This window comes from Phenylobacterium sp. (genome assembly GCF_036501465.1).
Taxonomy (GTDB): domain Bacteria; phylum Pseudomonadota; class Alphaproteobacteria; order Caulobacterales; family Caulobacteraceae; genus Phenylobacterium.
The window spans coordinates 60,031-84,955 of sequence record NZ_DASYAF010000091.1 but is presented as its reverse complement, the minus strand read 5'-3'; the positions used below and the strand labels follow the sequence as shown (position 1 = coordinate 84,955).

Below are 24,925 nucleotides of genomic sequence, written 5' to 3'. Positions count from 1 at the left end.
GCTCGATCCTGAGTCCGACTACAAGCCGGGGTGACTCCACCTGAGAGACCCGCCGTCGCTTTCAATCGAGCGTCCGATAGGGGCGCTTAGGTCCTTGAGCATCTTCATCTTACGCGTCGTGCCCGGCGGTGATCCGCTTGGGCACGAAGGGGATGACCAGCAGGATCGCCGCATAGACCGCGATGGTCGCCCACAGCGCGGCGTTGAAGCCGCCATGGTGCGAATAGAGGTCCGCGCCCCACAGGTCGCCGAACCGCTGGGCGATCCAGTACATGGTCAGGAACAGCATCATCATGGTGCCTTCCAGGCCCTTGGGGCTGGAGCGGATGGTGAGGTCGGTGAACGCCGCCTGGCCGATGCCGCCCAGCAGGCCCATGGGCACGGCCGCCCAGAGCGCGCCGACCGGCGAATGGATGAACAGCAGGCTCGCCATCTGCGGCACCGCCAGCACGCCGCCGATCCACACCAGGGGGCGCAGGGGAATGCGCTGGGCCAGCCAAGCGTAGAGGCCGTAGACCGGGATGAAGCCGCCGTAGAAGATCGTGTAGAACAGCCCTACCTGGGTGTCGGTGGCGTGGATGTCGTTGCTCAGGTGGAACTGCATGGCGATGCCGGCGCCGGGCGCGAACTGCCAGAGCAGCTGGATCAGCAGCGCCGGATAGATCGGCCACCATTTCAGCAGGCGGATGAAGTCGCGCCCCGGCGAGATCGCCTCGGGCTCGATCCGCCCGTCCTCGTAGACCCGCCTGGGCCCGAGGGCGCCGAAGGCGGCGATCAGCAGCATCAGCCCGGCCCCGATCAGGAACACCGTGCGCAGGGCGCGGCCCGCGGGCAGGGCCTCGGTGGAGTCCGCCAGCAGGCCGCCCAGCCAGCCGCAGGCCACGGCGGGGATGATGATGGCGGTGTTCATCGCCGTCGACATCTGGCCGGACATGGCGTGGCGGCGACCGATGGCGGTGGCGATGCCGCTGGCCGCGCCGGTGACGAACTGCAGCAGGATCCCCACCAGAACGCCGCCGGCCAGCAGGACGGCATAGGTCGGCGTCGCGAAGGCGAGTGCGCCATAGGCCGCCGCCACGCCGAGGCCGAACACCACCAGGTGCGCCCGGTCGCCGCCGCCGAACGGGCTCCAGCGGTCGCGGACGAAGCCGCCCAGGAAGCCCACATAGGTTGGCGAAGCCGCGATCAGGGCGAACAGCGCCACCTGGTCGGGGCTCTGGTGCAGCCGGTTCTTCAGGAAGAACACCAGCGGCAGGGCGATGAGCTGCAGGTAGGGCGCGGCGAAGTTGATGACCAGGACCGGGACGGCGATCCAGAGCAGCAGCCGGGTGCGCTCGCCGGCCGGCAAGGCCGTGGCCGCGACGCCCGGGATTTCCTCGACGCCGGGCTCGATGGCGGACGCGCCGGCGGTCACGCGCGCGGCCCCGGCGTCATTGAAAGCTCTGGCATGTCTGCGTTCCCCGAACGCCTAGGCGTAGCGCGGCCCCGAGCCCGGCGGAAGGGGGCGCGAACGCGGCTGTTCGCCTCGGCGAGCGGTGCTAGGGTCGCGCCCGCACACTCAAGCCAAGGCCTACTCAGGCCAGGAGGGGACGATGGGGCGCGGACTTTGGGTTTCGATCCTGGCGGCGGGCGCCGTCGCGGGCGCGGCGATGGCGGCGGGCGTCCCGGCCAACATCACCGCGGCGCTCGGCGACCTGAAGCGCCCGCCCGCCGACAGCTCGCGCGACCTGGCCCGCAAGCCGGCCGAACTGCTGGCGCTGGCCGAGGTGAAGCCCGGCCAGAAGGTCTGCGACTTCATGATGGGCGGCGGCTATTTCACCCGCATCCTGTCGCCGGCCGTCGGGCCCAAGGGCCATGTCTACGCCTACCAGGCCGCAGAATTCGTCGGGTTCCGGGCGCAATACGGGACCGACCAGGACAAGGTCGTCGCCGACTACGCCAACGTCACCCCGCTCAGGGCCTCGCTCGGCAGTCCCGGCCTGCCGGACGGCCTGGACCTGGTGCTGACGGTCCAGAACTACCACGACCTGCACCTGAAGGCCTTCCGGCCCGACACCGCCGAGGTGATCAACCAGGACGTCTTCAAGGCGCTGAAGCCCGGCGGCCTCTACGTGATCGTCGACCATGCCGCCGCGCCGGGCGCCCCGCTCAGCGTCGCCGACAGCCTGCACCGCATCGACGAGGCGACCGTCAAGAAGGAGGTCGAGGCCGCCGGCTTCAAGCTGGTCACCGAGGACGACAAGCTGCTCGCCAACCCGGCCGACCCGCACGACAAGCTGGTGTTCGACGCCTCGATCCGCGGCAAGACCGACCAGTTCGTGCTCAAGTTCCGCAAGCCGAAGTAGCGGCGGCTTGCGCCCGCGCCCGCGAGTCCACACCTGCAGGGTGAAGCTTTAGGGAGGCCCCAAATGTTCGACCACCTGTCCGTCGGCGTCCGCGACCTGGCCGCCGCGCGCGCTTTCTACGATGCGTTCCTGGCGCCCCTGGGCTGTTCGGCGACGCAGTCCAGCGCCGCGGAGCTGGCCTATGGCGCGGGCGGCCTGGGCGCGCAGTTCTACCTCTATCCCGTCCGCGGCGATCAGGTGGCGGGCCTGGGGACCCACATCGCCTTTTCCGCCGACAGCCGCGCGGCGGTCGACGCCGCCTACGCCGCGGCCCTGGCCGGTGGGGCGCTCAGCGTGCGCCCCGCGGGCGCGCACCCGGACATCGCCGCCGACTACTACGGCTGCGTGCTGCTCGATCCCGATGGCAACAAGCTGGAGATCGTCGCGGGGACGATGCACTGAGGCGGAGACGGCTCCCCTAGCCGAACGGCAGGCCCGGCCGATCCGCGGCCTCGGGGCGGCGCGCATGGCCGGCCACGGCGATGAAGCGGCCCCCCTGCCAGAGTTCGACGCGGACGTCCGCCCTGGGCGCCGGCCGCAGGCGCGCCAGCGCCTCCTCGTCGGTCTTGCAGTAGAAGCTCGCGTCGGGCTCCTGGCGCCCGTCGTCGTGGACCAGGTAGATGCGATAGATGGCCATGGTCTGCTCCTTGGGGGCCCCCCTCGGGCTGGCGAACCGCTTCTAAAGGCGCAACGCGACGAGGGTGTGTCGGCCAAAAGTCCGGCGCGTCATGCCCGCGCCTTAGTTATGGCGGAGCTTTTCTGAGTTTGATGCGTTTCCGGTGTTACCGTCGAGGTGTGCGCGCGTCCGCGGCGTCGGGGAAGACGTACTCATCTAGATGTAGGTGGTAGGCGTAGTCAGGAAGGCGACTGAACGATGTTCCGCACCCTGCTCCAGGCATTCGTAAGCCCGGTGGCCGGACCCGTCGGCTTCATCCTGGCGCTGGCGATGTGCGGCCTGCTGGTCAGCACCGTCTACAACGCCGAAACCCGGGAGGCCGACCTGAGGGGCCAGATCGCCCAGCTCACAGCCCAGGCCCAGAGGAACGCCATCGCCCTGCATGCGCGGCTGGCGGCCTGCGAGGCGACGCCGGTCACGCTCGACCAGCGGCGCGCCGACAACGCCCGGCTGACGCCCGAGCAGCGGGCCCAGCGCCTCGCCGCCAATTCGCCACAAGGCTTTGACGTCTGTGCGCGCATGGAAAGCGCTGACCGCGCCGTGCTCGAGACCCTGAAATGAGGCTTCGGACCTGGGGTGCGGCCGCGGCCGCGGGCGGCTGCGCGCTCGCGCTCGGCGCCTGCCAGACCCTGAAGCCGAAGCCCCTGCCGCACCTGGACGTGCCGGGGCCGCCGGTCGCCGCCGCCAAGCCCCCGCCCGCACCCCCGCCGCCGGCCCCGCCCAAGGTGGTCGAGGTGCCGGTGAAACAGGCCTGCGTGCCGAAAACCTTCCCCAAGGCGCCCAAATATCCCGACTCCGACCAGGCGCTGCGCGACGCCGGCGGCGCGGCCGACCGCTACCAGCTCATGGCCGCCGGCCGGGTGCTGCGCGAACGCCGCCTCGCCGAACTCGAAAAGCTCGTCGAGGGCTGCCGCTAGCGGTCGGCAGAGCGCCTCGCCCTACTTGCCGCCCGTCGCCGCGCCCTTGGCCGCCTTGGCTTCCTTCTCCTCGGTGCGCGCGCCCGCCAGGATGCCGGGCAGGGCGTAGTTGCCCTCGTGGCAGGCGTATTCGTAGATCGGCCCCTTGGTGGAGTTCAGCGCCACCTCGCCGGTGTAGGGGGCGGTGTAGATCTGCGGGTCGTCCACCGTGAAGCTGTACTTGATCTGGCTGGGCGAGACGCGGGTGAAGCGCTCGACGATCTTCGAGCCGACCGAGGCGCCGCGGAAGTTCTGCTCGGGCCGCATGTTGGTGGTTTCCACCACCAGGGTGTCGCCGTCCCAGTGGCCGACGCTGTCGCCCATCCACAGCTTCATGTTGGCCGGGACGTGGCCGCCGGTCAGGTGGATGTGGCGCACGTCGTGGACCATCTCCACCTCGATGGCGATCTCGTCCTTGGTCTGCACGATCTGGTAGTTGTTGTTGTAGAGCAGCGGCAGCATCGGCGGGCCGGCCGAGGAGCCGAAGCTCATGATGCAGCGCTCGCCAAGCGAGCGGCCTTCAGGGTTGTCGGCGGCGCCCGCGCCGCCCCGGCCGCGGGCCCCGCCGAAGCGGGCGCGCATCGCCGCCTGGGCTTCCGGCTTCATCGGCGGCAGGCGGCCGTTGGCCGGCGAGACGATGATCGAGTCGCGCTTGATCCCGCCCATGTCGATGATCCTGGTGCCCGGATCGACCCAGGCGGCGTTGTAGCCGCAGTTGACCCCGGTGAAGCCGCGCCCGCAGTCGGTGGGCAGGTCGGTCACCTTGGCCTTGGGATCGGTGGGCTTGTTGCCGTCGGCGACCAGCTGGGCGTTGGCGCCTTCCAGCGCCTTCACCTCCTGGTCGGTGAGCGCCAGGCGGTCGCCGTACTTCGTCTCGCGCTCGAAGGGCGTGATCGTGGCGTTGGTCCAGTTGCCCTGCAGGTCGGGCTGGCCGTCCGGCGTGCGCGGCGCGTGATAGGGCGCGGCGGCGGCCCCGCACGCCAGCGAAAGCGCCAGCGCCCCCGCGCCGGCCAGGATGGAAAGCGTGCTCGGCTTCATGTCAGCGTCTCCCTGCGCCTGCCTCGGCCGGGGTCCTGGCGGACTCTCTCGATACCGATCCTTTGAAGTCTACGCCCGACGCGGCGCAAGCGCCAAGGGCGGGAGGGGTCGGCCAGCCGCTTGAACATGAGCGGCCGGTGTGCGAGGGGCGGCGCCATGACCGATACGCTTCCCAACGGCCTGCCCGACCGGCTGGCCACCGATCCCGACAGCCCCTTCTACGACGCCGATGTCCTCGGCCGGAACGTGGGCGTGCGCTTCCGCGGCGAGGACAAAACCAACGTCGACGAATATTGCGTCTCCGAGGGCTGGGTGAAGCTGGCCGTCGGCAAGGGCGTTGACCGGCGCGGCAAGCAGCTGACCATCAAGCTTTCCGGCCCCGTCGAGCCCTATCTGCGCGAGGGCTGAGGCGCGTCGCGCCGCCGCAGCGGTCTTAACCTGACGGTCAGATCACCCGTGGCCTTATGGCTGACGGCTGCGACCATCTGCGCCCTGACCAAGCACGGCGTTCGGTGAAAGAAGGCGGCCCGGGGCAGGAGCGCGCGATGTTTGATCTGAGCGTGGTGGCTTCCGACGGCCGTTGGCTTCTGGTCGACGAGTCCGAGGGCGAGCTGGGCGAGTACGACACCTGCGACGAGGCCCTGAAGGCCGCCGGCGATTTCGCCGTGCTGGACCGCGAACCGCGCCACGTGCTGATCCAGGACGCCGCCGGCGAGTGGCAGGAAGCCGTCGTCGGCCCCCCGCAATTCCATTAGCTGCCATCCCGGGTTCGCGACACGCGAAGACCGGGACCCATGAACTCCAATCGTTCAGGACGAACGCAGCGTCGCCGCGCATTGCTGCATCATAGTGTCCATGGGTCCCGGTCTTTCGCTGGTGCGAAAACCGGGATGACACCGCGGCCACGCTTCGTTGCGCGCAGCGGGGCGGCTGAAACAGAGCGGCCCTAACGCGGCCCCCTTCGCGGGCGAGCAAGGCTGCGGCCGCCCGTCGCGGCCAAGCTGTGGAGCCTCCCATGACCCAGTCCGCCATCCCCGGGTCCGACGCGCGTCGGGCGAGCTGGCCCAACCTCCTGTGGCCGACCGCCCGGCGTCGCCGGGCCGGCGTCGTCGGTGAGATCGGCCGGGTGATGCACTGGACAGGCGTGATCGCCGCGGCGCTCTGCGGCCTGCTGGCGCTGGAGTTCCTGGTGGAAGGCTGGGCGACGCGGCTGTCGATGAGCCTGCTCGCCACCGCCGCCGTCCTGGTCCTCGCCGCCCGCGGCCTGCGCTGGCTGCTGGCCCGCGAGTAACTTGCCAACCGGGCGTCGCCGGGGCTTTGCTGGGCTCATGAGCGAGCCGACGACGATCCCCGAGGATGGCTGGAAGCACACCGGCGTGCGCGTCGTCCCTGGCGACCAGCTGGGCGAGGTCAGCGCGACCACGCCCGGCATGGACCGCCAGGTGGCCATCGACCGGGCCCGCATGGGCGCCCAGAAGCTGTGGGCCGGCGCCGTCCACATCCACGCCAACGCCAAGACCGGCGCGCACCACCATGGGCCACTGGAGAGCGTGATCTATGTGGTCAGCGGCCGCGCGCGCATGCGCTGGGGCGAGCATCTGGAGTTCACCGCCGAGGCCGGGCCGGGCGACTTCATCTATGTGCCGCCCTTCGTGCCGCACCAGGAGATCAACGCCTCGACCGACGAGCCGCTTTCCTGCGTGCTGGTGCGCTCCGACAGCGAGGCGGTGGTGGTGAACCTCGACATCGAGCCGGCTGAGAAGCCGGAAGGCGTCGCCTGGGTGGACCCGATCCACAAGCATCCCTAGATCCTGATGGGTTCAGGTCGAAGCGACCTGAACGCTGAATCGTGCTCTGGTGCCGGCCCGGCCGGCCGCCTAAGCTGTCCAGGCCGGGCGCCGTGCCGCCCGATCCCCACAATCGAAATCCATTGGAGCCTTGCGATGCTGACCTCGGCGCGCCTGCAGACCCTTGTCCGGACTTCCGACGTGGCCCGCGCGGGCGCCTTCTACGGCGGGGTGCTTGGCTTGACGCCAGCCGGGACCTCGCACGGCGCCCTGGTCTATGCGGTGGGCGGCGGCGAACTGCGCGTTTCGCCCGTGCCGGAAACCCGGCCGTCGGAACACACGGTGCTGGGGTTCGCCGTGGAGGACGTGGGCGCGGTGGCCGAAGCCCTCGCGGCCAAGGGCGTGGTGGCGGAGCGGTTCGAGGGCTTCGCGCATGATCCGCGCGGCGTCTGGACCGCGCCGGACGGGACGCAGGTGGTCTGGTTCCGCGACCCGGACGGCAACCTGCTGTCGGCAGTCCGCTATGGGTGAGCCGCCTACTTCACCTTGTGCAGCACGCCCGCAGCGATGGGGCGCAGGGTGGACGAGCCGGGCGGCAGCATGCCGAAGTCCACCTTGAGCTCGTCGGCGCCTTTCAGCTCGTAGCTCAGCCGGAACGCGGGCTGGCCCTCGTCAGACGCGCTGGTGAACACCGCCGAGCGGCCGGGTTTCACGCTCACCTTCTCGTAGCGGATCACATGGCCCTCGCCGTCCACATATTCCGCGCCGAGGCCCACGCCCGCGGCATAGATCAGCATCACCTGGCTGAAGCCGCCGGCCGCCTTGCCGTCGGGATTGGTGAGCTCGGTGCGGTCGCGGCGCAGCAGGGCGCTCCCGTCCGCCTCGGCGGTGAAGCTGGAGGTCCCCACAGAGGTCTGGCCCGTGTCGGCGACCTTGCCCGCGTCGGCCTTCCACGCGCCGACCAGGAACGACAGCCCCGCCAGCGGGCCTTTGAGGGGTCCGGCTGCCGGCCGGGGTTGGGCGAAGGCGGGCGTCGCGAGGACCAGGGCCGCGACCGCTAGGACGAGTTTCAACCTTCCCTCCGGTTCGCGGCTATTGCCCCAGGTACTTGTCGAACCAGCCCAGGATGCGCTGTTTCAGGTCTTCCTTATGGTCGGCGTCACGGATGCCGTGGCCTTCGCCGGCGTAGATCACCAAGCTGTTGGGTACGTGCATGGCGTCGAGGCCCGCGTGGAACTGCAGCGACTGGTCGGCCGGGCACTCTACGTCGCGCTCACCGACGTAGATGAAGGTCGGCGTCTTGGCGGCCTGGATGTAGCGGATCGGCGAGAACTTGTCGTAGGCGGCCGGGTCCTTGTAGGCGGTGGTGCCGAAGAACGGGACCATCCACTGGTTGATGCCGTTCTCGCCGTAGTAGCTCACCCAGTCGGCGATACCGGCGCCGGCCACGCCCGCCTTGAAGCGGTTCGAGTGGGTCACCGTCCACATGGTCATGTAGCCGCCGTAGGAGTGGCCGTAGACGCCCAAGCGCTTGTCGTCGACGGGGGCGACCTTCTCCACCGCGTCCACGCCCGCCAGGATGTCGCGCAGGTCGCCGCCGCCGAAGTCCTTGACGTTGGCCTTGGTGAAGGCTTCGCCCTGCCCGAAGGAACCCCGGGGATTGGGCTGGAACACGAAGAAGCCGTGCTGCACCAGGTCGTTGGTCGTGCCCTTCCACATGTAGGTCGGCTGCACGGCCGAGCTCGGGCCGCCGTGGATCAGCACGATCATCGGATACGTCTTGCCCGGCTCGATGTTGGTGGGGCCGGTCAGCCAGCCCTGGACATTGAAGCCCTCGTTGGTCCAGCGCACCGACCTGGCGGTGACCTGGGCGCTCAGCGCGTCGTTCTCGTGGGTGATGACCTTCGGCTTGTCGATCGGTCCGGCGCCGATGTGCGGCGGCACGGTGAAGGTCTCGCCGACGCTGGCCATCAGCTTACCGTCGGCGCTGAGCGAGACCTTGCCCTCGCCGGAGGAGAAGGTGGCCTCGGAGGTGAACAGGGTCTTCACCGCCCCGTTCGCCGGATCGACGCTCAGCACGCTGTTGTGGTCGCCCTCGATGGCGGTGGCGAACAGGGTCTTCCCGCGCCAGGCCAGCGAGGTGAGGCTGCCCTTGTAGCTGGGCGTCTTGTCGATGGCCGTCCCGCCCGCGTAGGGGGCCACATAGAGGTCGCCGCCGGTCGGGCCGAAGTCGGAGTGCAGGCCGCCGATGAAGGTCACGCTCTTGCCGTCCGGCGCCACCTTCGGCCACTTCATCTGCACGCCGGGGTCGGCGATCTGGCGGAACGAGCCGTCGGTGCCGACCGCCACCAGTTTGGCGATCCACCAGTTGTTGTCGCCGTCGCCCTTGGCGGCGGTGGCGGCGAAGCCCTTGCCGTCGGGCGTCCAGTCGTACTCGTAGACGAAGGTGTCGGCCGGGGAGAGGAACTTCAGCGGCGCGCCGCCCCCTTTGCCGTCATTGGCTGCGGGCAGGATGGCGATCCGCTGCTCGTCGGTGACGGAATCGATCACCCCGACCAGGGCCGCGCCGGCCTGGGTGGCGCCAGTCTGCTTGCGCGGCCGGTCGGTGGCCAGCACCGCCAGCGTCCGGCCGTCCGGCGACCACAGCGGGTCTTCCAGCAGGCCCGCGAAGTCCAGCACCGGCGTCGCCTTGCCGTCGCGCACCACCTGCAGCGTGGCGCTCTTGGTCTTGCGATTGGAGGCGACGAACACCAGCGCCTTGCCGTCCGGCGACCAGCGCAGGCCGGCGTAGAAACAGGTCTGGCAGGGATCGTACTGGGCCAGGATCTTGCCGTCGGCCCGCTCGCGCACGATCACCTGGCCATGCGGCTCGGCCTCGGAGGCGAAGGGGTCGTCCGATTCCACCGCCGCGACCTGGTCGCCCTTCGGCGAGATCATCACGTCGTGATATTGCCGGACGTGGTCGGGGACCTTGTTCGGGGGCGTCGCCGCGGCCGCCAGCGCCATCGCCAAGACCAGTCCCGCCATCGTCCGCACTCCCCCAAAACCAACTGCCGGTTTTGGCTATGGGATTAGGCGGCCGGCGGCAAGGGGCGCTTCGTCGGACGGCGTCGCGATCAGGGCGGCGACGCGCTGGGCGTCCCGCAATGTCGCCGGATTGTAGATCAGCAGGCTGAGGTCCGTGCGGCCGTCGACCGCGAAGGTGGAATATTCGAAGCCGACCGGCCCCAGGACCGGGTGGTTGATCTGCTTGACCATCTCGCGGTGGATGGCCGCCGGCAGTTCGTTTTCCCGCCACAGGGCCCGGAACTCGGGGCTGAGACGGCTGAGCTCCTCCACCAGGGGCTCCACGTCCGCTGCGGCGCCCGCGCGGGCGGCGTCCAGCCTGAAGGCGCTCACAACGAACCGCGCCACGCTGTCCCAGTGGTTGTGCGCCGCCCGCGCCCGGGGATCGAGGAACAGGTGGCGCAGCATGTTGCGCTCCGCCGGGGGCATGGCGGCGTAGTCGGCCAGCATGACGGCCGACCCGCGATTCCAGGCCAGGACATCCCAGGTGGCGGTGCGGATCAGCGCCGGGGTCGGATCCAGCGCGTCCAGCACCCGCTGCAGCCTGGGCGTCACGCCCTCGTTCTTGCGGTAGCGCGCCTCCGGCGGGCGGCCGAGGCCCAGCAGGAACAGGTGCTCGCGCTCGGTGTCGGTGAGCATCAGGGCGCCGGCGATCCGGTCCAGCACGTCGGAGGACGGCGCACCGCCCCGGCCCTGCTCCAGCCAGGTGTACCAGGTGGGGCTGATGCTGGCGCGCTGCGCCACCTCCTCGCGGCGCAGGCCCGGCGTGCGCCGCCGCTCGGGCGGGAAGCCAAAGGCCCCGGGATCGAGCCGGGCGCGGCGGTCCTTGAGATAGGTCCCGAGCAGGGTCTCGGGCGCCAGGTGTTCGCTCATCCTGTTAGCTTATATACCATGATAAGATCACGACTTTAACAGGATATACTTTGGGGCGATGATTGTCTCCTGAGCTTTTTTCGGAGATTTCCCCATGCGTGTTTTCCTGACCGGCGCCAGCGGCTTCATCGGCTCGGCGGTCATCGCGGAGCTGAAGGCCGGCGGCCACGAGGTGGTGGGGCTGGCGCGCAACGACGAGAACGCCGCGAAGCTCAAGGCCGCCGGCGTGAGCGTCCATCGCGGCGACCTCAGCCAGCCGGAGACGCTGGCGGCGGGCTCGGCGGCCTGCGACGGGACGATCCACTGCGCCTTCATCCACGACTTCAGCAAGTTCATGGAGAACATCGCCATCGACCGGGCCAATGTGCAGGCGATGCTCACCGCGCTGGAGGGCTCCGGCAAACCCTTCATCCTGACCTCGGGAACCCTGATGGCCGATCCCGGTCGGGAGGCGACGGAGGAGGACGGGCCCTCGACCGAAGGCGCGGGCGCGGGGCGAGGCGCCACAGAGTTGCTGGCCGAGGACTACGCCAGGCGCGGCGTGCGCGCGATGATCGTGCGCCTGCCGCAGGTGCATGACACCGAAAAGGCCGGCCTGGTCACCTACGCCATCGAGGTGGCGAAGGAGCAAGGCGTCTCGGCCTACATTGGCGACGGCAGGGCGCGCTGGGCCGCCGCCCACGTGAACGATGTGGCGAAGGTCTACCGCCTGGCGCTGGAGAAGGGCGTGGCCGGCGCGCGCTACCATGCGGTGGGCGAGTCCGGCGTCGCCATGCGCGACGTGGCCGAGGCGGTGGGCAGGCGCCTGAACCTGCCGGTGAAATCGATCACGCCGGAGGCGGCGCCGGCCCATTTCGGCTTCCTGGCCATGTTCGCCGGGCGCGACGCGCCGACGTCCAGCCGCCTGACGCAGGAGCGCCTGGGCTGGACGCCGAGCGGTCCGAGCCTGGTGGAAGACCTGGTCGCGGGGTGAGACTGGACAGCTCCTCCCCGCGACGCGGGGGAGGTGGATCGGCGCGGAACGCGGCGAGACGGGGGGGGAAATGGCGAGGTCCAGCGCCCCCTCCGTCAGCTTCGCTGACACCTCCCCCGAAGTCTTCGCTTCAGGGGAGGAGCGCTGGCGCTAAGCCGCGTCGACCAGCACGACCTCGGCGTCTTCCAGCGCCCTGACCACCAGCTTGCTCTCGCCGGTGATCGCGGCGCCGTCGCGGGCGTCGAGGCGCACGCCGTTCACCTCCACCGCACCCACGGCGGCCACCAGATAGGCGTGGCGGCTGGGGTCGATCTCATAGTCGGTGGTCTCGCCGGCCTTGATGGTCGCGCCGGCCACCCGCGCCGAGGTGCGGATCGGCAGCGCGTCTTCGTCGCCTTTCAGGCCGGAGGCCAGGGTCACGAACTTGCCGGCCCGGTCGCCTTTCGGGAACGGCTGGGCGCCCCAGGACGGCGGGCCGCCGGCCTTGTCCGGCTCGATCCAGATCTGGAACAGGGTCGTGGTCTCGGGCTCCAGGTTGTACTCGGCGTGGCGCACGCCGGTCCCCGCACTCATCACCTGCACGTCGCCGGCGCCGGTGCGGCCCTTGTTGCCCATGGAATCCTGGTGGGTGATCGCCCCGGTGCGGACATAGGTGATGATCTCCATGTCGCTGTGCGGGTGCGGCGGGAAGCCGGAGTTGGGCGCGATCTCGTCGTCGTTCCAGACGCGCAGGGCGCCCCAGCCCATCTTCCTGGGGTCATAGTAGTTGGCGAACGAGAAGTGGTGCCTGGCCTTCAGCCAGCCGTGGTCGGCGCCGCCGAGGCCCGCGAAGGGTCGTTTGTCGATCATGGTGATGATCCTTTCTCGAGGCGGAACATAAGCTGCCGGATCGAGAGATAAAGCTGGTCTGTGGCGGAAGATTATATCCGGATCGGAACTAGTAATGGATCATCAGCGGTAGGTCGGGGCGCAGGTCGGCCGTGCGGCGCTGGGCGGCATGGTCCAGGGTCACCTCCATCAGCCACGCCCGGCCTTCGTCGAGGCCCGCGGCGCCGGCGGTGCGGATATACTCCGCCGCCGGCGGCAGCCCGGCGGCGGTGGGCGAGATGATCCGCAACGCGGTCAGCCGCCGCGCCCCGTTCGGGTGGCGGAAGATCGCCGCGCCCGGCCCGCCCGCGCGGATGGCGGCCAGGTTGGCGGCCTCGTCCACGCCGTTGACCGGGATGAACAGGCTGACCCCATGGCTGGCGCGCGGCGTCAGCATTTCGATGGAGCGCCCGGCGCCCATCCAGTCGGCCGTGACGTTCCAGGTCTCGAACGGGAAGCTGGCCGGCGTCGCGGCGGTGCGGCGGAAGCCCACGGCGAAGGGCGACCAGTCGTCCTCGCGCCAGTTCGAGCGGGCCACGAACTTGGCCTTGGCGGCCATCAACTCGGGCGAAACCGGGACGCTGTCGTCGGGCCAGAGCAGCTCCAGGAAGCCGTTCTCGAATTCCACGGTGATCGAGGCGGTCCCCTGCCCATCGTGGCGGTTGACGGCGGGGTTGATGCGGAAGCCGGCCCGCTCCAGCGCGCGGCGCTCCGGCGCACCCGGCTTCACGGCGATCCAGGCGTGGTCGAGCACCAGGGGCGGCGGCGGGACGGCGGCGGCGGCGCGCGCGGCCCTGGCCGACGGGGCGGCCAGGGCACACGGGAGCGCGCAGGCCAGCGCCACCGCAATGCCGATGGATCGCAACAGCCCGCCCATCTCAGCCTCCCCTCGCTGGACAGGCGCACTAAAGTCACGCTTCGTGTCCGAACCGGGGCGAGGAGAAGGCGAAAGGTGCGCAGGCTGGCGAGCGGTTTGGCGGCCCTGGCCGCGGTGGGGTCGATGGGCGCGGCGCCGGCCGCCGGCTGGCGGCCGCTGGACCCGGCGAACACCCTGGCGATCGACACCTCCAAGGGCCGAATCGTGGTCGAGATGGCCCCGGCGCTCGCGCCCAAGGCGGTGGAGCGGGTGAAGCGGCTGGCGCGCGAGGGCGTCTACGACGGCCTGCTGTTCCACCGGGTGATCGAGGGCTTCGTCGACCAGACCGGCAACCCCAACAACCACGACGGCGGGACCTCGGCCTACCCGGACCTGCCCGCCGAATTCTCCGCCCGCGTACCCTCCGGGGCGGTGAGCGGGGTGGTGGCGCGCAGCGACGGCATGGAGGGCTTCGTCGGATCGATCCCGGTGGCCGGGGTCTCGGCTAAGGAACAGGCCTTGGGGGCCGATCACCGTCCGCGGGTCTGGGGCGCCTATTGCGCAGGCGTGGCGGGCATGGGCCGCCAGGCGGGGATCGACACCGCCAATTCGGAGATCTTCTTCATGCGCGCGCCGGCGCGGCGGCTGGACCACGACTACGCCGTCTGGGGCCGGGTGGTCGCGGGCCTGGACGTGGTGCGCGCCGTGGCGGTGGGCGAGCCGCCGCCGGACCCCGACCGGATGACCCGCGTGCGCCTGGTCGCCGACCTGCCGCCGGCCGAGCGCCCGCGCCTGCTGGTCGAGGACACCGCCGGCCCCGCCTTCCGCGCCCGCGCCGCCGCGCTGAAGGCCAAACTCGGCGCCCGCTTCAGCATCTGCGACCTCGCGATCCGAACGCGGCTCCTCCCCTGAAGCGAAGACTTCGGAGGAGGGAACCACGACGTGGTGCAGGGGGCGCTGCCTCTGTCGCGGCGGAACGATCGGCGCACGGCCCCAACGCCCCCTCTGTCAGCTTCGCTGCCACCTCCCCGCAGGCAGGGGAGGAGCGCGGCTTCCGCACCCGTGCCGATTGAACTCCGTACAACTACGAAGTGCGACAACTGACCGCATGTTGCAGCGCACACTCGCACTTGGTGTCTTAACCCCTGGAATCTATCGCTGCAGTTGCAGAAGGCGGGATTCCATGAAGCTCGAAGTGGTCGAAGACCAAGACAACTGGATCGTGCGGCGAGACGGCGAGGACATCGCCCGCCACCGCGACCAGGACCAGGCCCTGGCCGACGCGGCCGAGCGGCTGCGCGATTGCCCGCCGCAGGAGCGGACCTACTCCTTCACCGTGCGCTACATGGAGCGCGGCTGAGGTTCCCCAGGGGTCGAAGTCCAGCCCCATTCGTCATCCCCGGCCTTGTGCCGGGGCCCCATACGCGCGAGCGTCGAAGGCAATTCCGCGAAGGCGGTGTCTATGGATGGCCGGGACAAGCCCGGCCATGACGGGCAAAAAGGGTAGGTCGACTCGACCGTCGCCAGTCCCGGGGGGAAGATGCTGCGATCGCTGAGCGTGAGGGTGGTGATCGCCCTGGTGCTGGGCCTGGCGCTGGGGGCCGCGGTGGCGGCGTTCGGCGGCGCGGGGCTCAGGAACGGCGTCGAGCTGGTCGAATCCGTCGGCAATCTGTGGCTCAACGCCCTGCGGATGACCGTGGTGCCGCTGATCTTCGCGGTGATGGTCACCGGCATCGCCGGCGTCGCCGACGCGGCCGCCACCGGCCGCCTGGCGGTTCGCGCCCTGGTGCTGATCGCCGTCATGATGACCCTGAGCGCGGTCTTCGCGCTGGGCTTCGCCCAGGTGTTCTACGCCGTCTGGCCGGTCAGCGGGCCGGCCGCCGCGGCGATCCGCGCCGGGGCCCGCGCCGCGCCCGAGGTGGCCCGCGCCGCGCCTACCTTCGTGGGCTTCGTCTCCGGCCTGGCGCCCGGCAACATCCTGAAGGCCGCCTCCGAGGACGCCATCCTGCCGCTGGTGGTGTTCGCCAGCTTCTTCGCCTTCGCCGCCACCCGCCTGCCGGAGCCGCGGCGCTCGGCGTTCGTCGGCCTGTTCGAGAGCCTGGGCGAGGTGATGATCACCGTCGTGCGCTGGGTGCTGTGGGCCGCGCCGGTCGGGGTGTTCGCACTGGCCCTAGGCGTGGGCCTGAGGGCCGGGGTCGGCGCGGCCGGGGTCATCGTCCACTACATCACCGCCATCGTGCTGGGGAACATTGGCATGACCCTGGTGGCCTACGTCATGGCCATGCTGGGCGGGGTCTCGCTCGGCCGCTTCGCCCGCGCCGCGGCCCCGGTGCAGGTGACCGCCTTCGCCACCCAGTCCTCGCTGGCCTGCCTGCCGGCGATGATCGAACGCTGCCGCGACGACCTGAATATCCCCGACCGGGTGAGCGGCCTGGTCCTGCCGCTGGCGGTGTCGATCTTCCGGATCACCGGCCCGGTGGCCAATTTCGGCGTCGCGCTGTTCGTGGTCCAAGTCTACGGCCTGCATCCCAGCGCCATGCAGTACCTGGGCGCGACCTTTGTGGCGGTGGCGACGTCCATGGCCTCGGTGGGCCTGCCGGGCCAGGTGTCGTTCTTCGCGTCGATCGCGCCGATCTGCCTGAGTTTCGGCCTGCCGGTGGACCTGCTGCCGATCCTGATCGCCGTGGAGGTGATCCCCGACATCTTCCGCACCGTCGGCAACGTCACCGCCGACATGGCCCTGACCAAGGTGTTGGCGCGCGGGGAGCCGCAGGCGGCGTAGACCCTATTTCCGCGGGTCACACCCGCGAGGTGATCGCCTCGAGGGTCTGCACCCGGGCTTCGCAGTCGTCCACGAAGCGCCGCGCCAGGTCGCGCACGCCGGGCGGATAGGCGTCGCCGCCCTCGGCGATCTCGGCGGCCATGCGTTCCACGTCGGCGATGGCGCGGGTCAGCGCCTGCACGTGATCCTTGGCCAGGGTCTTGGCCTCCGCCTGCAGCCGGCGCACGCGTTCGGCGACGGTCTCCACGCGGGAGGGTTCCACTCTGGCGGTCTTAAGGTCGTTGTCCGCGACCACGGAAAGAGAGGGTGACATAGCCGAAGCCTTCCGATCCCAACTCAGGTTTGTACGGGCCGCCCGCCGATCCGGACTTAGGGGACCAGCTCCAGGCCGCCCGGCCTGTTCGTCTCAATTACGGACGAGAACAGCACAGGTTCCCTGGCTGCTGCATGAACGGCGCCGGGTGGGATGCGGCGGACACAGGGCCTGATCGGCGCCTTTTCCCAAGAGGGGACAAGGGCCACGGGCGGCTCAGCCCGCCATCTTGCCGATCCAGATCGCCGCGGCCTTCCAGGCGGCGGTGTCGGCGACCTGCGGCTGGGTGAGCTGTTGCAGCACCAGGATGGCGCCCCCGATCAGATAGACCGGGTGCGGCCGCCCGCGGGTGCGCCAGTCGTAGCCCATGGCGATCAGCAGCAAGATGTCGCCTACCAGGGCCGGGGCGACGGCGACCATGGCCGGCGGGGCGGCCATGGCGGCGATGTCGGCGGGCAGGGGCGGGCCGCTGGGGGCCGGCGGCGGCGCGCTGAAGGTCAGGAACCAGCGAGCGATGGGCGCGCCCAGCAGCGAGACGGTCAGCAGCAGAAGGAGCCGCTTATGCACTTCCGGCCGCTTCACATAGACCATGGCCAGGATGAAGGCCGGGATCACCAGGGCGATCGCGCTGATGCTGACCCAGGCGAAGCCCAGCACGCCGTCGGTGATCGCCGCCGGCACGCCCGGCGCCGAGGCCTGGCGGATGCGCATGGAGACCACTCCGACCACGATGAACACCATGGCCGTGAGGATCGAGACCCCGACCAGGCCCCAGGTGCGGTGGTCGGCCACCTTGCCCCGCGCCGCCAGCCAGCTCTGGAAGACGAAGAACGCCACCCAGGAGAATAGGATCATGCCGTGCAGGTGGACGATGGGCGGGGCGGCGTACCTGCCCTGCGCCATGGGCACGAAATAGGTCGGCAGGAAGCCCACCACCGCGATCGCCAGGCAGGCGCAGGCCATCCAGAAATAGAACTGCGGCCGCGCCGCCGCCTTGGCGCGCACGCCGCCCATCGTCGCTTCGGCCATGGTGTCTCCCCGCGTCGCCGTGGAATGCGCCTGACGGCGGACGCACGGCCCTCGATCCTCACCCCAAGTCCTCCCGCGGGGTACTGAACATTTTTGGCAGCTCGGGGAGTCGGCTAGGCGAGACCCATCTGGATGGCGAGGTCCGCGAGGCGCCGGTCGAAGGACCAGAGGCGCGTATCCGGGGTGAGCCGCGCGGACGCTAGCAGATGAGCATCGACATAGCCGACGCCCCGGCCATAGAGCCGCTCCCGGTCGATGAACTCCATCACCTCATCCTCCGTGGCGATCAGCGCGGCGGGAAGGGCGCGTAACGATCCCAGCACTTCGGCTCGCCGGCCCAGGTTCCCCATGGCCAGTTCGCCGATCACCAGGGGATGACCAAGCACTTCGCCCGCGTCCAGATAGGCGGCCAGCATAGGATCGCCGTTGCGCAGGTGATGCACCCATACGGAGGTGTCGACGAGGATCATCGCCGCCGGGACGGAACCTCAAGCTGCGGCTCGCTGCCGCCCAGTCGCGCGAGCCGGCGCGCGCTCTCCCGCTGGATGAGGGCGATAAGCCCCTCGCGCACCAACGCCGATTTCTCCCGTACGCCGGTCAGCGCCTGAGCGGTGACCATCAGATCGTCGTCAAGGGCTATCGTGGTCCGCATGGTCCGCTCCGTTCATGCACGGAAAATAGCATCAAGTGATGTCGAATTCCATGCCTTCGAAACAAAAGAAGCCTAGCCCTAAGGCCCCTTCCGTCGCCGGCCCCGCATCTTGCGCATCTCCTGCGCCTTCTCGGCCCGGGCCTCGGCGCGGACCGCCTTCACGGCCTCGCGGTCGCCGGTCTGGCCGGCGCCGGCCAGGGCGTCGGCGGCGAACTCCAGGTCGAGCAGCTTCAGGCGCTTGACCTCGTCGCGCAGGCGCGCGGCCTCCTCGAACTCCAGGTTGGCGGCGGCTTCGCGCATGCGGCCTTCCAGGTCCTTGAGCGTGGCCTTGAAGTTGTCGCCCAGGAACGGCTTGGCGCCGTCCTCGGCCACGCCGGCCGGGACGGTGACGCGGTCCTTCTCGTAGGGCGAGGCAAGGATGTCCTTGATCGAACTCTTGATGCTGGCCGGCGTGATGCCGTGGGCGGCGTTCCACTCCTCCTGTTTCTCGCGCCGGCGCTTGGTCTCGGCCATGGCGCGTTCCATGGAGCCGGTGACGGTGTCGGCGTAGAGGATCACCCGGCCGTCGATGTTGCGCGCGGCGCGGCCGATGGTCTGGATCAGGCTGGTCTCCGAGCGCAGGAAGCCTTCCTTGTCGGCGTCGAGGATCGCCACCAGGCCGCACTCGGGGATGTCCAGGCCCTCGCGCAGCAGGTTGATGCCGACCAGGGCGTCGAAGGCGCCCAGCCGCAGGTCGCGGATGATCTCGATCCGCTCCAGGGTGTCGACGTCGGAGTGCATGTAGCGCACGCGCAGGCCCTGCTCGTGCATGTATTCGGTGAGGTCCTCGGCCATCTTCTTGGTGAGCACGGTGATCAGGCTGCGGTAGCCGCGCAGCGCGGTCTGGCGCACCTGGTCGATGACGTCGTCGACCTGGGAGAAGCCGTCGGCGGCGACGGGCTTCACCTCCACCGGCGGGTCGATGAGGCCGGTGGGCCGGATGACCTGTTCGGTGAAGATGCCGCCGGCGCGCTCCATCTCCCACGGCCCGGGCGTGGCGGAGACATGCACCGTGTCCGGCCGCATGGCGTCCCACTCCTCGAACTTCAGCGGCCGGTTGTCGATGGCCGAGGGCAGGCGGAAGCCGTATTCGGCGAGCGTGAACTTGCGCCGGTAGTCGCCGCGGTACATGCCGCCGATCTGCGGCACCGTCTGGTGGCTCTCGTCCACGAACAGCAGGGCGTTGTCGGGGATGTATTCGAAAAAGGTCGGCGGCGGCTCGCCGGCCCGGCGGCCGGTCAGGTAGCGGCTGTAGTTCTCGATGCCGGCGCAGGAGCCGGTGGCCTGGATCATCTCCAGGTCGAAGGTGGTGCGCTGCTCGAGCCGCTGGGCTTCCAGCAACTTGCCGTTGGCCACCAGCCAGTCCAGCCGCTCCTTCAGCTCCACGCGGATCTGGTTGACCGCCTGGTTGAGCGTCGGGCGCGGGGTCACATAGTGGCTGTTGGCGTAGATCTTCACGCCCTTCAGGTCGGCGGTCTTGCGGCCGGTCAGCGGGTCGAACTCGGTGATGGATTCGATCTCGTCGCCGAACAGGCTGATGCGCCAGGCCCGGTCCTCGTAGTGGGCCGGGAAGATCTCCAGGGTGTCGCCGCGCCGCCGGAAGGCGCCGCGCTCGAAGGCCTGGTCGTTGCGCTTGTACTGCTGGGCCACCAGGTCGCCCATCAGCCGCTTCTCGTCGATCCGCTGGCCAGGCACCAGGGTGAAGGTCATGGCCGTGTAGGTCTCGACCGAGCCGATGCCGTAGATGCAGGAGACGCTGGCCACCACGATCACGTCGTCGCGCTCGAGGATCGCCCGGGTCGCCGAGTGGCGCATGCGGTCGATCTGCTCGTTTATGGATGAGTCCTTCTCGATGTAGGTGTCAGTGCGCGGGACGTAGGCCTCGGGCTGGTAGTAGTCGTAATAGGAGACGAAGAACTCGACGGCGTTCTCCGGGAAGAAGCTCTTGAATTCGCTGTAGAGCTGGGCGGCCAGCGTCTTGTTGGGCGCCAGGATCAGGGCGGGTCTCTGGGTCTCCTCGATCACCTTGGCCATGGTGAAGGTCTTGCCGGAGCCGGTGACGCCCAACAGCACCTGGTCGTGCTCGCGCGCGCTGACGCCGGCCACCAGCTCGGGGATGGCGGTGAGCTGGTCGCCCGCCGGCTGGTAGTCGCTGACCAGCTTGAAGCGCTTGCCGCCTTCCGACTTGTCCGGCCGCGCCGGCCGATGCGGCTTCCACAGCATCGGCATGGTGTGCTCGTCGTAGTCGAACGAGGCCGACATGTCGGCGACGCCGGGCGCTGTGGTGACGGGAGGAGCGGCCATGGCCCGAAGGTAGGTTTTCTCCCGGCGCGGCGCCACCCTCCGCGACGCCGTGGCGCGCGGTTGCTGACAACAGGTTGGCAGCAGGTCAGGCCGTGGCGGCGGCTTTGCGCACGGCCTCCTGCAGATGGCTCCAGTCGCGCGGCGGGCTGTCGGTGTTGGTCAGGGTCACCCAGGTGACGCCCAGGTCCGTGAAGGTCTCGATGTAGGAGGCGAAGCCCTGGATGCCGCCGCCGTGGCCGACGGTGGGGTGGCCCTCGTGCGGGTCAAGGGACACGCCATAGCCATAGTGGACGTCGGCCTTGCCACCCTTGCCGTCGGGCGTGGTCGGCAGCTTGCCGTCGTTGAGGGTGACCGGCGTGAGCATGGCCTTGAGCGAGCCGGGGTCCAGCACCTTGCCGCCCAGAAGCTGAGCGTGCCAGGCGCAGAGGTCCCCGGTCGTGGAGCGGATGTTGCCCGCGCCGCCGGGGTAGCTCATGGCGATGTAGGAGGCGTTGTCGAAGCCGCTCTCGGCCTTCTTGTCGTTCGAGTAGCCGCTGGCCCGGTTCGGCACGACCATCGCCGCGTCGTCCACCGCCGTGTGGCGCAGGCCGAGCGGAGCGAACAGGCGGGCCTCCATCGCCTTGGCGTAGGCCATGCCGGTGACCTTCTCGATCACCACGCCCAGCAGGACATAGGCGGTGTTCGAATAGCGCCAGTCGGTCCCCGGCTCATAGGCCAGCTTCTCGCTGGTGGGCTTCATGGCCTCGACCAGCTGGGCGGTGTCGCGATCGGTGCGGCTGGCCTGCAGGAAGAGGTCGGGCCTGACCGCGGTGTAGTTCCCCAGGCCCGAGGTGTGGCTGAGCATCCGCCGCAGGCCCAGCCGCTGGGCGTTGGGGAAGTCGGGCAGGTAGACGGCCAGGTTGTCGTCGAGACTGAGCTTGCCCTCGTGGGCGAGTTGCAGGATCACGCTGGCGGTGAACTGCTTGGTGATCGAGCCGATGCGGCAAACCGCGGCAGGGCTCATCGGCGTCCCGGTCTCGATGTCCTCCCAGCCGTAACCCTTGACGAACAGCGGCGTCCCGCGCCGCGCGACGCGGATCGAGACCCCGGGGATCGCGCGGTCGGCGACCAGCTTTTTCGCCGTGGCGTCGATCTCAGCCCAGTGATCCGGGGTCTTGGCCCCGCCGGCCGCCTTGGCGGTCTTCGCCGCGGCCAGGGCCGGGCTCGCCGCCAGGCTCAGCAGCCCCGCGAGCGAGGCGCGCCGATCGAGATCCATGATTCCGCCTCCCAGAACTTCCCGGCTGAGCTTGTGGCCACAGGCGCGCGCCATGCAATGCTCTCGTCGTGCTGCGGAGGACTTCATGGCCGACGACGATCCGACCGCCCAGGCGATCCGCGCCGCCCAGGGCGTGCTCGACGCCTTCATGGCGGCCTTCAACGCCCGCGACATCCCAGCCTGGCGGGACACCTTCAACTTCCCGACCGCGCGCCTGGCCAGCCGGGGCCTGGTGCTCCTCGAGAAGGGCGACCTGACGCCGGAGCGGTTCACCTCCGGGGCCCTGGCCGAATGGGACCACTCGGCCTGGGAGCGCCGCCAGGTGATCCATGCCGGGCCGGACAAGGTGCACATCGACACCCGCTTCATCCGCTACCGCAAGGACGGCTCGGTGATCGGCGGCTTCGATTCGATCTACGTCGTGGACCGCCAGGACGGCCACTGGGGCGTGAAGATCCGGTCGAGCTTCGCGCCGTAAGATCCCCCTGAAGGGGAGGCCCTAGGCGCTACCGCCGCGCGTCGAGCCAGTCCTTGACCGTCCGGTCCACCAGGTCCTGGGCGTCGTGCTGCACGAAGTGGCCGGCGGTGGGGATCATCAGGATGGTGGTGTCCTTGGTGACGTGATCCCAGGTGCCGTTGTGGCCGGCGGCGTTCAGCGCGGTGTCCTTCATGCCATGGATCACCAGCACCGGCACATTGACCATCGGGGTCTGCGGCGGCGGGGCGGCGCTGTCGCCCACGCCCTTCGGATAGTTGGCGCGGTAGTAGTTCATCATCGCGCCGAAGTCGGAGCGCTTGAAGGCTTCGATGTAGCCGGCCTTCTCCTTGGGGTCCTTGACCCAGCCGGCCAGGCCCTCGGCGGTCAGGTTCTTCTCCGAGCCTTCCTTCTGGAAGTTGCGGGCGTACTGGCTGTTGGCCTGCTGGGCCTTGTTGGTGGCCAGCTCTCGCGCCAGCCCGGCCGGGTGGGGCACGGAGAAGATGATCAGCTTGTTGACCAGCTCGGGCCTGGCGAAGGTGGTGTTCCAGGCGATCGAGGCGCCCCAGTCGTGGCCGATCAGGATGGTGTCCTTGGCGTGCTCGGCGGCGATCACCGCGGCCACGTCGCCCACCAGGTTCGGCATGGCGTAGGCGGCCTCGCCCTGCGGCTTGTCGGAGAGGTTGTAGCCGCGGTTGTCCATGGCCACGGCCCGGTAGCCGTCGGCCGCCAGCGTCGCCATCAGCGGCTTCCAGGTCGCCCAGTAGTCGGGGAAGCCGTGGACCATCACCACCAGCGGGCCGTGGCCCTCGGCGACGTAGTGGATCTTCACCCCGTTGTTGGTGGCGTAGTGGTCCTCGAACCTGGCGGCCTTGGCGGAAGCGGCGTGCGCGGGCTTGTGGGCGTCGGCCGCGAGCGCCGCGGCGGGCAGGGCCATGGCGCCCGCGAGCAGAGCGCCGGCGAAGAACAGGTCACGCATGTCTGGAAGCCTCCCCTTGAGGCAGTGACCCTAGCACGGTTTACGGCGTAAGCGACAAGCGCCTCCGCGATCGTCGTGATCCCAGCGATCATACTATGCGCTAGACAGTGTGTATCACACAGTATATGATGCACAGCATGCCGACCGAAGGCGACATCTACGAAACCCTCCGACTGGAGCTGCGGCGCGGATCGCTGATCCTCGCCGTCCTCGGCCACCTGCGCCGCGAGCACTACGGCTACACCCTGCGCAAGGCCCTGGCCGAGGCCGGCGTGGAGATCGACGAAGGCGCGCTCTATCCGATGCTCCGCCGGCTGGAGGCCCAGGGCCTGCTGACCAGCGAATGGCGGGAGGAGGAGAAGCGCAACAAGCGATTCTACCGCCTGTCGGACGAGGGCCGGACCGTGCTCGCCCGCCTGGCGCAGGAGTGGGGCGCGCTCAACGCCTCGATCGGCGACATCCTGAAGGGAGAGGCCTGATGGACCTCATCGAACGCTACCTGGCCGCCATCGGCCGCCAGCTGCCGGCCACGCAGGCCGGCGACATCCTGGGCGAGCTGCGCGAGGAGCTGCTGTCCCGGCAGGAGGAGCGCGAGGCCGCGCTCGGCCGGCCGCTGACCCGGCAGGATGTCGAGGCCCTGCTGCTGGAATTCGGCCATCCGCTGGTGGTCGCCGCCCGCTACCGCAAGACCCAGCAGCTGATCGGGCCGGAAGTCTTCCCCTTCTGGCTGACCACGATCCAGTGGAGCCTGGCGATCCTGGCCATCGTCTGGGTGGTGCTGACGGCGATCGGCGTCCTGCTCGGCAAGACGCAGGCGGACGCGCGGCACGCCGCCCCGGACCTCATTCCGACCGCCTTGACGGTATTCGGCGCGATCACCCTGGCCTTCGCCGCGTTCGAACGGTTCGGCAAGGCGGGCTTCCTGCGCGACTGGAAGCCCTCGCGCCTGCCGCCGCCGGACCGCGCCACGCGCCCGCGCGCCGGCATCGTCGCGGAGATCGCCGTCGATGTGGGTTTCATCGCCTGGTGGCAGGGGCTGATCCGTTTCCAGGATTTCTTCCCCTATCCGGTCCATCTGCAGGTGGCGCTGGCCCCGGTCTGGGCCGCCTGGCACTGGCCGATCCTGGCCTATGCGATCTTCGGGATCGCGGCCGATCTCGTGGCCCTGGCCCGGCCGGCCTGGGTGCGGACCAACACCGGTCTGCGCGTCGGGCGCTATCTCTACGGCGTGGCGATCCTGGTCGAGGTGTTCCGGGCCGGACACTGGGTGGAGGTGGGGTCTCCGCTGATTTCGCCGGGGGTCCTGTCGATCATCCAGACCAACTTCGACCTCGGGATGCGGGTTGGGATCGGCGTCGCGATCCTGGGCATGCTGCTGCAGGTCGGGCTGGATCTGAGGCGGGGCTACCGCCAGCGCCAGGCGCAGCCCGACGTGGCCGCCAAGGCCTAGCCTCAGAACCCGCGCGCGCCGGTGACCAGCATCAGGAGGCTGGCCGCCAGGACGGCGATCGCGAGCAGGATGTGGCGCACGGCCGTACAGCTCCCCCAAACCCTTTCGGGTCTTAGGAAACTATACGGCCAAGGTTAAGATTCGGACGCGAATCCGGAAATCCGCGTTCCG

At 69.8% G+C, this 24,925-nt stretch carries 31 protein-coding genes; 16 read left to right on the top strand and 15 right to left on the bottom strand.

The features are described 5' to 3' along the window. Positions 1–109: 109 nt before the first annotated feature. Positions 110–1,414, bottom strand: coding sequence for an MFS transporter (locus tag VGL85_RS10040; RefSeq protein WP_331588655.1), 1,305 nt, complete (start codon positions 1,412–1,414; stop codon positions 110–112). A 178-nt stretch (positions 1,415–1,592) separates the two neighbouring features. On the opposite strand from VGL85_RS10040, the gene VGL85_RS10035 reads away from it, so the two are divergent. Both VGL85_RS10035 and VGL85_RS10030 read left to right on the top strand, forming a co-directional pair. Next, complete coding sequence (locus tag VGL85_RS10035) at positions 1,593–2,345, top strand: methyltransferase (protein ID WP_331588653.1); 753 nt, start codon at positions 1,593–1,595, stop codon at positions 2,343–2,345. Between the two features lie 63 nt (positions 2,346–2,408). After that, the gene (locus VGL85_RS10030; RefSeq protein WP_331588651.1) at positions 2,409–2,786 is read left to right on the top strand and encodes a VOC family protein; all 378 of its coding nucleotides are present in this window, start codon (positions 2,409–2,411) and stop codon (positions 2,784–2,786) included. Positions 2,787–2,802: 16 nt separating this feature from the next. Here the strand turns inward: VGL85_RS10030 and VGL85_RS10025 are convergent, their stop codons facing one another. Then, positions 2,803–3,021 (bottom strand): hypothetical protein, encoded by a 219-nt coding sequence (locus VGL85_RS10025; RefSeq protein WP_331588649.1) that lies wholly within the window; start codon positions 3,019–3,021, stop codon positions 2,803–2,805. Between the two features lie 237 nt (positions 3,022–3,258). Here VGL85_RS10025 and VGL85_RS10020 point away from each other — a divergent pair, with 237 nt between their 5' ends. Both VGL85_RS10020 and VGL85_RS10015 read left to right on the top strand, forming a co-directional pair. Continuing rightward, positions 3,259–3,621 (top strand): hypothetical protein, encoded by a 363-nt coding sequence (locus VGL85_RS10020; RefSeq protein WP_331588647.1) that lies wholly within the window; start codon positions 3,259–3,261, stop codon positions 3,619–3,621. Continuing rightward, positions 3,618–3,977 (top strand): hypothetical protein, encoded by a 360-nt coding sequence (locus VGL85_RS10015; protein WP_331588645.1) that lies wholly within the window; start codon positions 3,618–3,620, stop codon positions 3,975–3,977. Before VGL85_RS10020 ends, VGL85_RS10015 begins: the two co-directional genes overlap by 4 nt. A gap of 21 nt (positions 3,978–3,998) precedes the next feature. On the opposite strand, the gene VGL85_RS10010 is transcribed toward VGL85_RS10015, so the two are convergent. After that, complete coding sequence (locus VGL85_RS10010) at positions 3,999–5,054, bottom strand: hypothetical protein (RefSeq protein WP_331588644.1); 1,056 nt, start codon at positions 5,052–5,054, stop codon at positions 3,999–4,001. A gap of 156 nt (positions 5,055–5,210) precedes the next feature. Between VGL85_RS10010 and VGL85_RS10005 the strand changes: the two genes are divergently transcribed. The 5 genes from VGL85_RS10005 (at position 5,211) to VGL85_RS09985 (ending at position 7,372) form a co-directional block, all read left to right on the top strand. Next, positions 5,211–5,462, top strand: a complete 252-nt coding sequence (locus VGL85_RS10005) for a DUF3297 family protein (protein ID WP_331588642.1) — start codon at positions 5,211–5,213, stop codon at positions 5,460–5,462. A gap of 137 nt (positions 5,463–5,599) precedes the next feature. Next, entirely contained in the window at positions 5,600–5,809 is a 210-nt protein-coding gene (locus tag VGL85_RS10000; protein ID WP_331588640.1) for a hypothetical protein, read from the top strand. Positions 5,810–6,069: 260 nt separating this feature from the next. Further along, positions 6,070–6,345 (top strand): hypothetical protein, encoded by a 276-nt coding sequence (locus tag VGL85_RS09995; protein ID WP_331588638.1) that lies wholly within the window; start codon positions 6,070–6,072, stop codon positions 6,343–6,345. Between the two features lie 37 nt (positions 6,346–6,382). Continuing rightward, entirely contained in the window at positions 6,383–6,862 is a 480-nt protein-coding gene (locus VGL85_RS09990) for a cupin domain-containing protein (RefSeq protein WP_331588636.1), read from the top strand. Between the two features lie 135 nt (positions 6,863–6,997). Then, the gene (locus VGL85_RS09985) at positions 6,998–7,372 is read left to right on the top strand and encodes a VOC family protein (RefSeq protein WP_331588634.1); all 375 of its coding nucleotides are present in this window, start codon (positions 6,998–7,000) and stop codon (positions 7,370–7,372) included. Positions 7,373–7,377: 5 nt separating this feature from the next. Here VGL85_RS09985 and VGL85_RS09980 read toward each other — a convergent pair whose 3' ends face one another. Genes VGL85_RS09980 through VGL85_RS09970 form a run of 3 tightly spaced genes read right to left on the bottom strand, consistent with a single transcriptional unit; the run spans position 7,378 to position 10,780 of the window. Further along, complete coding sequence (locus VGL85_RS09980) at positions 7,378–7,914, bottom strand: hypothetical protein (protein ID WP_331588632.1); 537 nt, start codon at positions 7,912–7,914, stop codon at positions 7,378–7,380. 19 nt (positions 7,915–7,933) lie between these two features. After that, positions 7,934–9,868 carry a S9 family peptidase gene (locus VGL85_RS09975; protein WP_331588630.1) on the bottom strand — a complete coding sequence of 645 codons (1,935 nt, stop codon included), beginning with the start codon at positions 9,866–9,868 and terminating at the stop codon, positions 7,934–7,936. A 36-nt stretch (positions 9,869–9,904) separates the two neighbouring features. Next, positions 9,905–10,780 (bottom strand): helix-turn-helix transcriptional regulator, encoded by an 876-nt coding sequence (locus VGL85_RS09970; RefSeq protein WP_331588628.1) that lies wholly within the window; start codon positions 10,778–10,780, stop codon positions 9,905–9,907. 94 nt (positions 10,781–10,874) lie between these two features. Here VGL85_RS09970 and VGL85_RS09965 point away from each other — a divergent pair, with 94 nt between their 5' ends. Then, positions 10,875–11,753 carry an SDR family oxidoreductase gene (locus VGL85_RS09965; RefSeq protein WP_331588626.1) on the top strand — a complete coding sequence of 293 codons (879 nt, stop codon included), beginning with the start codon at positions 10,875–10,877 and terminating at the stop codon, positions 11,751–11,753. Positions 11,754–11,903: 150 nt separating this feature from the next. On the opposite strand, the gene VGL85_RS09960 is transcribed toward VGL85_RS09965, so the two are convergent. Both VGL85_RS09960 and VGL85_RS09955 read right to left on the bottom strand, forming a co-directional pair. After that, on the bottom strand, positions 11,904–12,602 hold the full coding sequence (locus VGL85_RS09960; RefSeq protein WP_331588624.1) for a pirin family protein: 699 nt from the start codon (positions 12,600–12,602) through the stop codon (positions 11,904–11,906). An 88-nt stretch (positions 12,603–12,690) separates the two neighbouring features. Beyond that, entirely contained in the window at positions 12,691–13,497 is an 807-nt protein-coding gene (locus VGL85_RS09955; protein WP_331588622.1) for a VOC family protein, read from the bottom strand. Positions 13,498–13,572: 75 nt separating this feature from the next. On the opposite strand from VGL85_RS09955, the gene VGL85_RS09950 reads away from it, so the two are divergent. The 3 genes from VGL85_RS09950 (at position 13,573) to VGL85_RS09940 (ending at position 16,258) form a co-directional block, all read left to right on the top strand. Next, positions 13,573–14,388, top strand: coding sequence for a peptidylprolyl isomerase (locus VGL85_RS09950; RefSeq protein WP_331588620.1), 816 nt, complete (start codon positions 13,573–13,575; stop codon positions 14,386–14,388). Between the two features lie 271 nt (positions 14,389–14,659). Next, positions 14,660–14,836, top strand: a complete 177-nt coding sequence (locus tag VGL85_RS09945) for a hypothetical protein (protein WP_331588618.1) — start codon at positions 14,660–14,662, stop codon at positions 14,834–14,836. A gap of 180 nt (positions 14,837–15,016) precedes the next feature. Continuing rightward, on the top strand, positions 15,017–16,258 hold the full coding sequence (locus VGL85_RS09940; protein ID WP_331588616.1) for a dicarboxylate/amino acid:cation symporter: 1,242 nt from the start codon (positions 15,017–15,019) through the stop codon (positions 16,256–16,258). Positions 16,259–16,274: 16 nt separating this feature from the next. Here VGL85_RS09940 and VGL85_RS09935 read toward each other — a convergent pair whose 3' ends face one another. The 6 genes from VGL85_RS09935 to VGL85_RS09910 all read right to left on the bottom strand — a co-directional run bounded on the left by VGL85_RS09935 (position 16,275) and on the right by VGL85_RS09910 (position 21,850). Next, entirely contained in the window at positions 16,275–16,520 is a 246-nt protein-coding gene (locus tag VGL85_RS09935; RefSeq protein ID WP_331588614.1) for a hypothetical protein, read from the bottom strand. Positions 16,521–16,787: 267 nt separating this feature from the next. Next, positions 16,788–17,600 carry a hypothetical protein gene (locus VGL85_RS09930; RefSeq protein ID WP_331588612.1) on the bottom strand — a complete coding sequence of 271 codons (813 nt, stop codon included), beginning with the start codon at positions 17,598–17,600 and terminating at the stop codon, positions 16,788–16,790. Positions 17,601–17,713: 113 nt separating this feature from the next. After that, the gene (locus VGL85_RS09925) at positions 17,714–18,070 is read right to left on the bottom strand and encodes a type II toxin-antitoxin system VapC family toxin (RefSeq protein ID WP_331588610.1); all 357 of its coding nucleotides are present in this window, start codon (positions 18,068–18,070) and stop codon (positions 17,714–17,716) included. Next, positions 18,067–18,252, bottom strand: coding sequence for a type II toxin-antitoxin system VapB family antitoxin (locus VGL85_RS09920; RefSeq protein WP_331588608.1), 186 nt, complete (start codon positions 18,250–18,252; stop codon positions 18,067–18,069). The genes VGL85_RS09925 and VGL85_RS09920 overlap by 4 nt, the downstream gene beginning before the upstream one ends. A 78-nt stretch (positions 18,253–18,330) precedes the next feature. Next, positions 18,331–20,595, bottom strand: a complete 2,265-nt coding sequence (gene uvrB / locus VGL85_RS09915; protein ID WP_414695222.1) for an excinuclease ABC subunit UvrB — start codon at positions 20,593–20,595, stop codon at positions 18,331–18,333. 85 nt (positions 20,596–20,680) lie between these two features. Beyond that, entirely contained in the window at positions 20,681–21,850 is a 1,170-nt protein-coding gene (locus VGL85_RS09910; protein WP_331588606.1) for a serine hydrolase domain-containing protein, read from the bottom strand. An 85-nt stretch (positions 21,851–21,935) separates the two neighbouring features. On the opposite strand from VGL85_RS09910, the gene VGL85_RS09905 reads away from it, so the two are divergent. Next, positions 21,936–22,328 (top strand): hypothetical protein, encoded by a 393-nt coding sequence (locus VGL85_RS09905; RefSeq protein WP_331588604.1) that lies wholly within the window; start codon positions 21,936–21,938, stop codon positions 22,326–22,328. 28 nt (positions 22,329–22,356) lie between these two features. On the opposite strand, the gene VGL85_RS09900 is transcribed toward VGL85_RS09905, so the two are convergent. Beyond that, complete coding sequence (locus tag VGL85_RS09900; RefSeq protein WP_331588602.1) at positions 22,357–23,304, bottom strand: alpha/beta hydrolase; 948 nt, start codon at positions 23,302–23,304, stop codon at positions 22,357–22,359. Positions 23,305–23,441: 137 nt separating this feature from the next. Here VGL85_RS09900 and VGL85_RS09895 point away from each other — a divergent pair, with 137 nt between their 5' ends. Both VGL85_RS09895 and VGL85_RS09890 read left to right on the top strand, forming a co-directional pair. Next, entirely contained in the window at positions 23,442–23,783 is a 342-nt protein-coding gene (locus VGL85_RS09895; protein WP_331588600.1) for a PadR family transcriptional regulator, read from the top strand. Further along, the gene (locus tag VGL85_RS09890; RefSeq protein ID WP_331588598.1) at positions 23,783–24,754 is read left to right on the top strand and encodes a hypothetical protein; all 972 of its coding nucleotides are present in this window, start codon (positions 23,783–23,785) and stop codon (positions 24,752–24,754) included. The genes VGL85_RS09895 and VGL85_RS09890 overlap by 1 nt, the downstream gene beginning before the upstream one ends. Positions 24,755–24,925: the final 171 nt, after the last annotated feature.

What these genes read in the sequence shown, in the direction of transcription:
- VGL85_RS09940 (WP_331588616.1), top strand. Translation starts at nt 15,017, where the DNA reads ATGCTGCGATCGCTGAGCGTGAGGGTGGTGATCGCCCTGGTGCTGGGC.
- VGL85_RS10005 (WP_331588642.1), top strand. Translation starts at nt 5,211, where the DNA reads ATGACCGATACGCTTCCCAACGGCCTGCCCGACCGGCTGGCCACCGAT.
- VGL85_RS09920 (WP_331588608.1), bottom strand. Translation starts at nt 18,252, where the DNA reads ATGCGGACCACGATAGCCCTTGACGACGATCTGATGGTCACCGCTCAG.
- uvrB (WP_414695222.1), bottom strand. Translation starts at nt 20,595, where the DNA reads ATGGCCGCTCCTCCCGTCACCACAGCGCCCGGCGTCGCCGACATGTCG.
- VGL85_RS09995 (WP_331588638.1), top strand. Translation starts at nt 6,070, where the DNA reads ATGACCCAGTCCGCCATCCCCGGGTCCGACGCGCGTCGGGCGAGCTGG.
- VGL85_RS09930 (WP_331588612.1), bottom strand. Translation starts at nt 17,600, where the DNA reads ATGGCCGAAGCGACGATGGGCGGCGTGCGCGCCAAGGCGGCGGCGCGG.
- VGL85_RS09970 (WP_331588628.1), bottom strand. Translation starts at nt 10,780, where the DNA reads ATGAGCGAACACCTGGCGCCCGAGACCCTGCTCGGGACCTATCTCAAG.
- VGL85_RS09900 (WP_331588602.1), bottom strand. Translation starts at nt 23,304, where the DNA reads ATGCGTGACCTGTTCTTCGCCGGCGCTCTGCTCGCGGGCGCCATGGCC.
- VGL85_RS09905 (WP_331588604.1), top strand. Translation starts at nt 21,936, where the DNA reads ATGGCCGACGACGATCCGACCGCCCAGGCGATCCGCGCCGCCCAGGGC.
- VGL85_RS09965 (WP_331588626.1), top strand. Translation starts at nt 10,875, where the DNA reads ATGCGTGTTTTCCTGACCGGCGCCAGCGGCTTCATCGGCTCGGCGGTC.
- VGL85_RS10035 (WP_331588653.1), top strand. Translation starts at nt 1,593, where the DNA reads ATGGGGCGCGGACTTTGGGTTTCGATCCTGGCGGCGGGCGCCGTCGCG.
- VGL85_RS10025 (WP_331588649.1), bottom strand. Translation starts at nt 3,021, where the DNA reads ATGGCCATCTATCGCATCTACCTGGTCCACGACGACGGGCGCCAGGAG.
- VGL85_RS10020 (WP_331588647.1), top strand. Translation starts at nt 3,259, where the DNA reads ATGTTCCGCACCCTGCTCCAGGCATTCGTAAGCCCGGTGGCCGGACCC.
- VGL85_RS10015 (WP_331588645.1), top strand. Translation starts at nt 3,618, where the DNA reads ATGAGGCTTCGGACCTGGGGTGCGGCCGCGGCCGCGGGCGGCTGCGCG.
- VGL85_RS09955 (WP_331588622.1), bottom strand. Translation starts at nt 13,497, where the DNA reads ATGGGCGGGCTGTTGCGATCCATCGGCATTGCGGTGGCGCTGGCCTGC.
- VGL85_RS09925 (WP_331588610.1), bottom strand. Translation starts at nt 18,070, where the DNA reads ATGATCCTCGTCGACACCTCCGTATGGGTGCATCACCTGCGCAACGGC.
- VGL85_RS09945 (WP_331588618.1), top strand. Translation starts at nt 14,660, where the DNA reads ATGAAGCTCGAAGTGGTCGAAGACCAAGACAACTGGATCGTGCGGCGA.
- VGL85_RS09985 (WP_331588634.1), top strand. Translation starts at nt 6,998, where the DNA reads ATGCTGACCTCGGCGCGCCTGCAGACCCTTGTCCGGACTTCCGACGTG.
- VGL85_RS10000 (WP_331588640.1), top strand. Translation starts at nt 5,600, where the DNA reads ATGTTTGATCTGAGCGTGGTGGCTTCCGACGGCCGTTGGCTTCTGGTC.
- VGL85_RS09890 (WP_331588598.1), top strand. Translation starts at nt 23,783, where the DNA reads ATGGACCTCATCGAACGCTACCTGGCCGCCATCGGCCGCCAGCTGCCG.
- VGL85_RS09895 (WP_331588600.1), top strand. Translation starts at nt 23,442, where the DNA reads ATGCCGACCGAAGGCGACATCTACGAAACCCTCCGACTGGAGCTGCGG.
- VGL85_RS09975 (WP_331588630.1), bottom strand. Translation starts at nt 9,868, where the DNA reads ATGGCGGGACTGGTCTTGGCGATGGCGCTGGCGGCCGCGGCGACGCCC.
- VGL85_RS09910 (WP_331588606.1), bottom strand. Translation starts at nt 21,850, where the DNA reads ATGGATCTCGATCGGCGCGCCTCGCTCGCGGGGCTGCTGAGCCTGGCG.
- VGL85_RS10010 (WP_331588644.1), bottom strand. Translation starts at nt 5,054, where the DNA reads ATGAAGCCGAGCACGCTTTCCATCCTGGCCGGCGCGGGGGCGCTGGCG.
- VGL85_RS10030 (WP_331588651.1), top strand. Translation starts at nt 2,409, where the DNA reads ATGTTCGACCACCTGTCCGTCGGCGTCCGCGACCTGGCCGCCGCGCGC.
- VGL85_RS09960 (WP_331588624.1), bottom strand. Translation starts at nt 12,602, where the DNA reads ATGATCGACAAACGACCCTTCGCGGGCCTCGGCGGCGCCGACCACGGC.
- VGL85_RS09990 (WP_331588636.1), top strand. Translation starts at nt 6,383, where the DNA reads ATGAGCGAGCCGACGACGATCCCCGAGGATGGCTGGAAGCACACCGGC.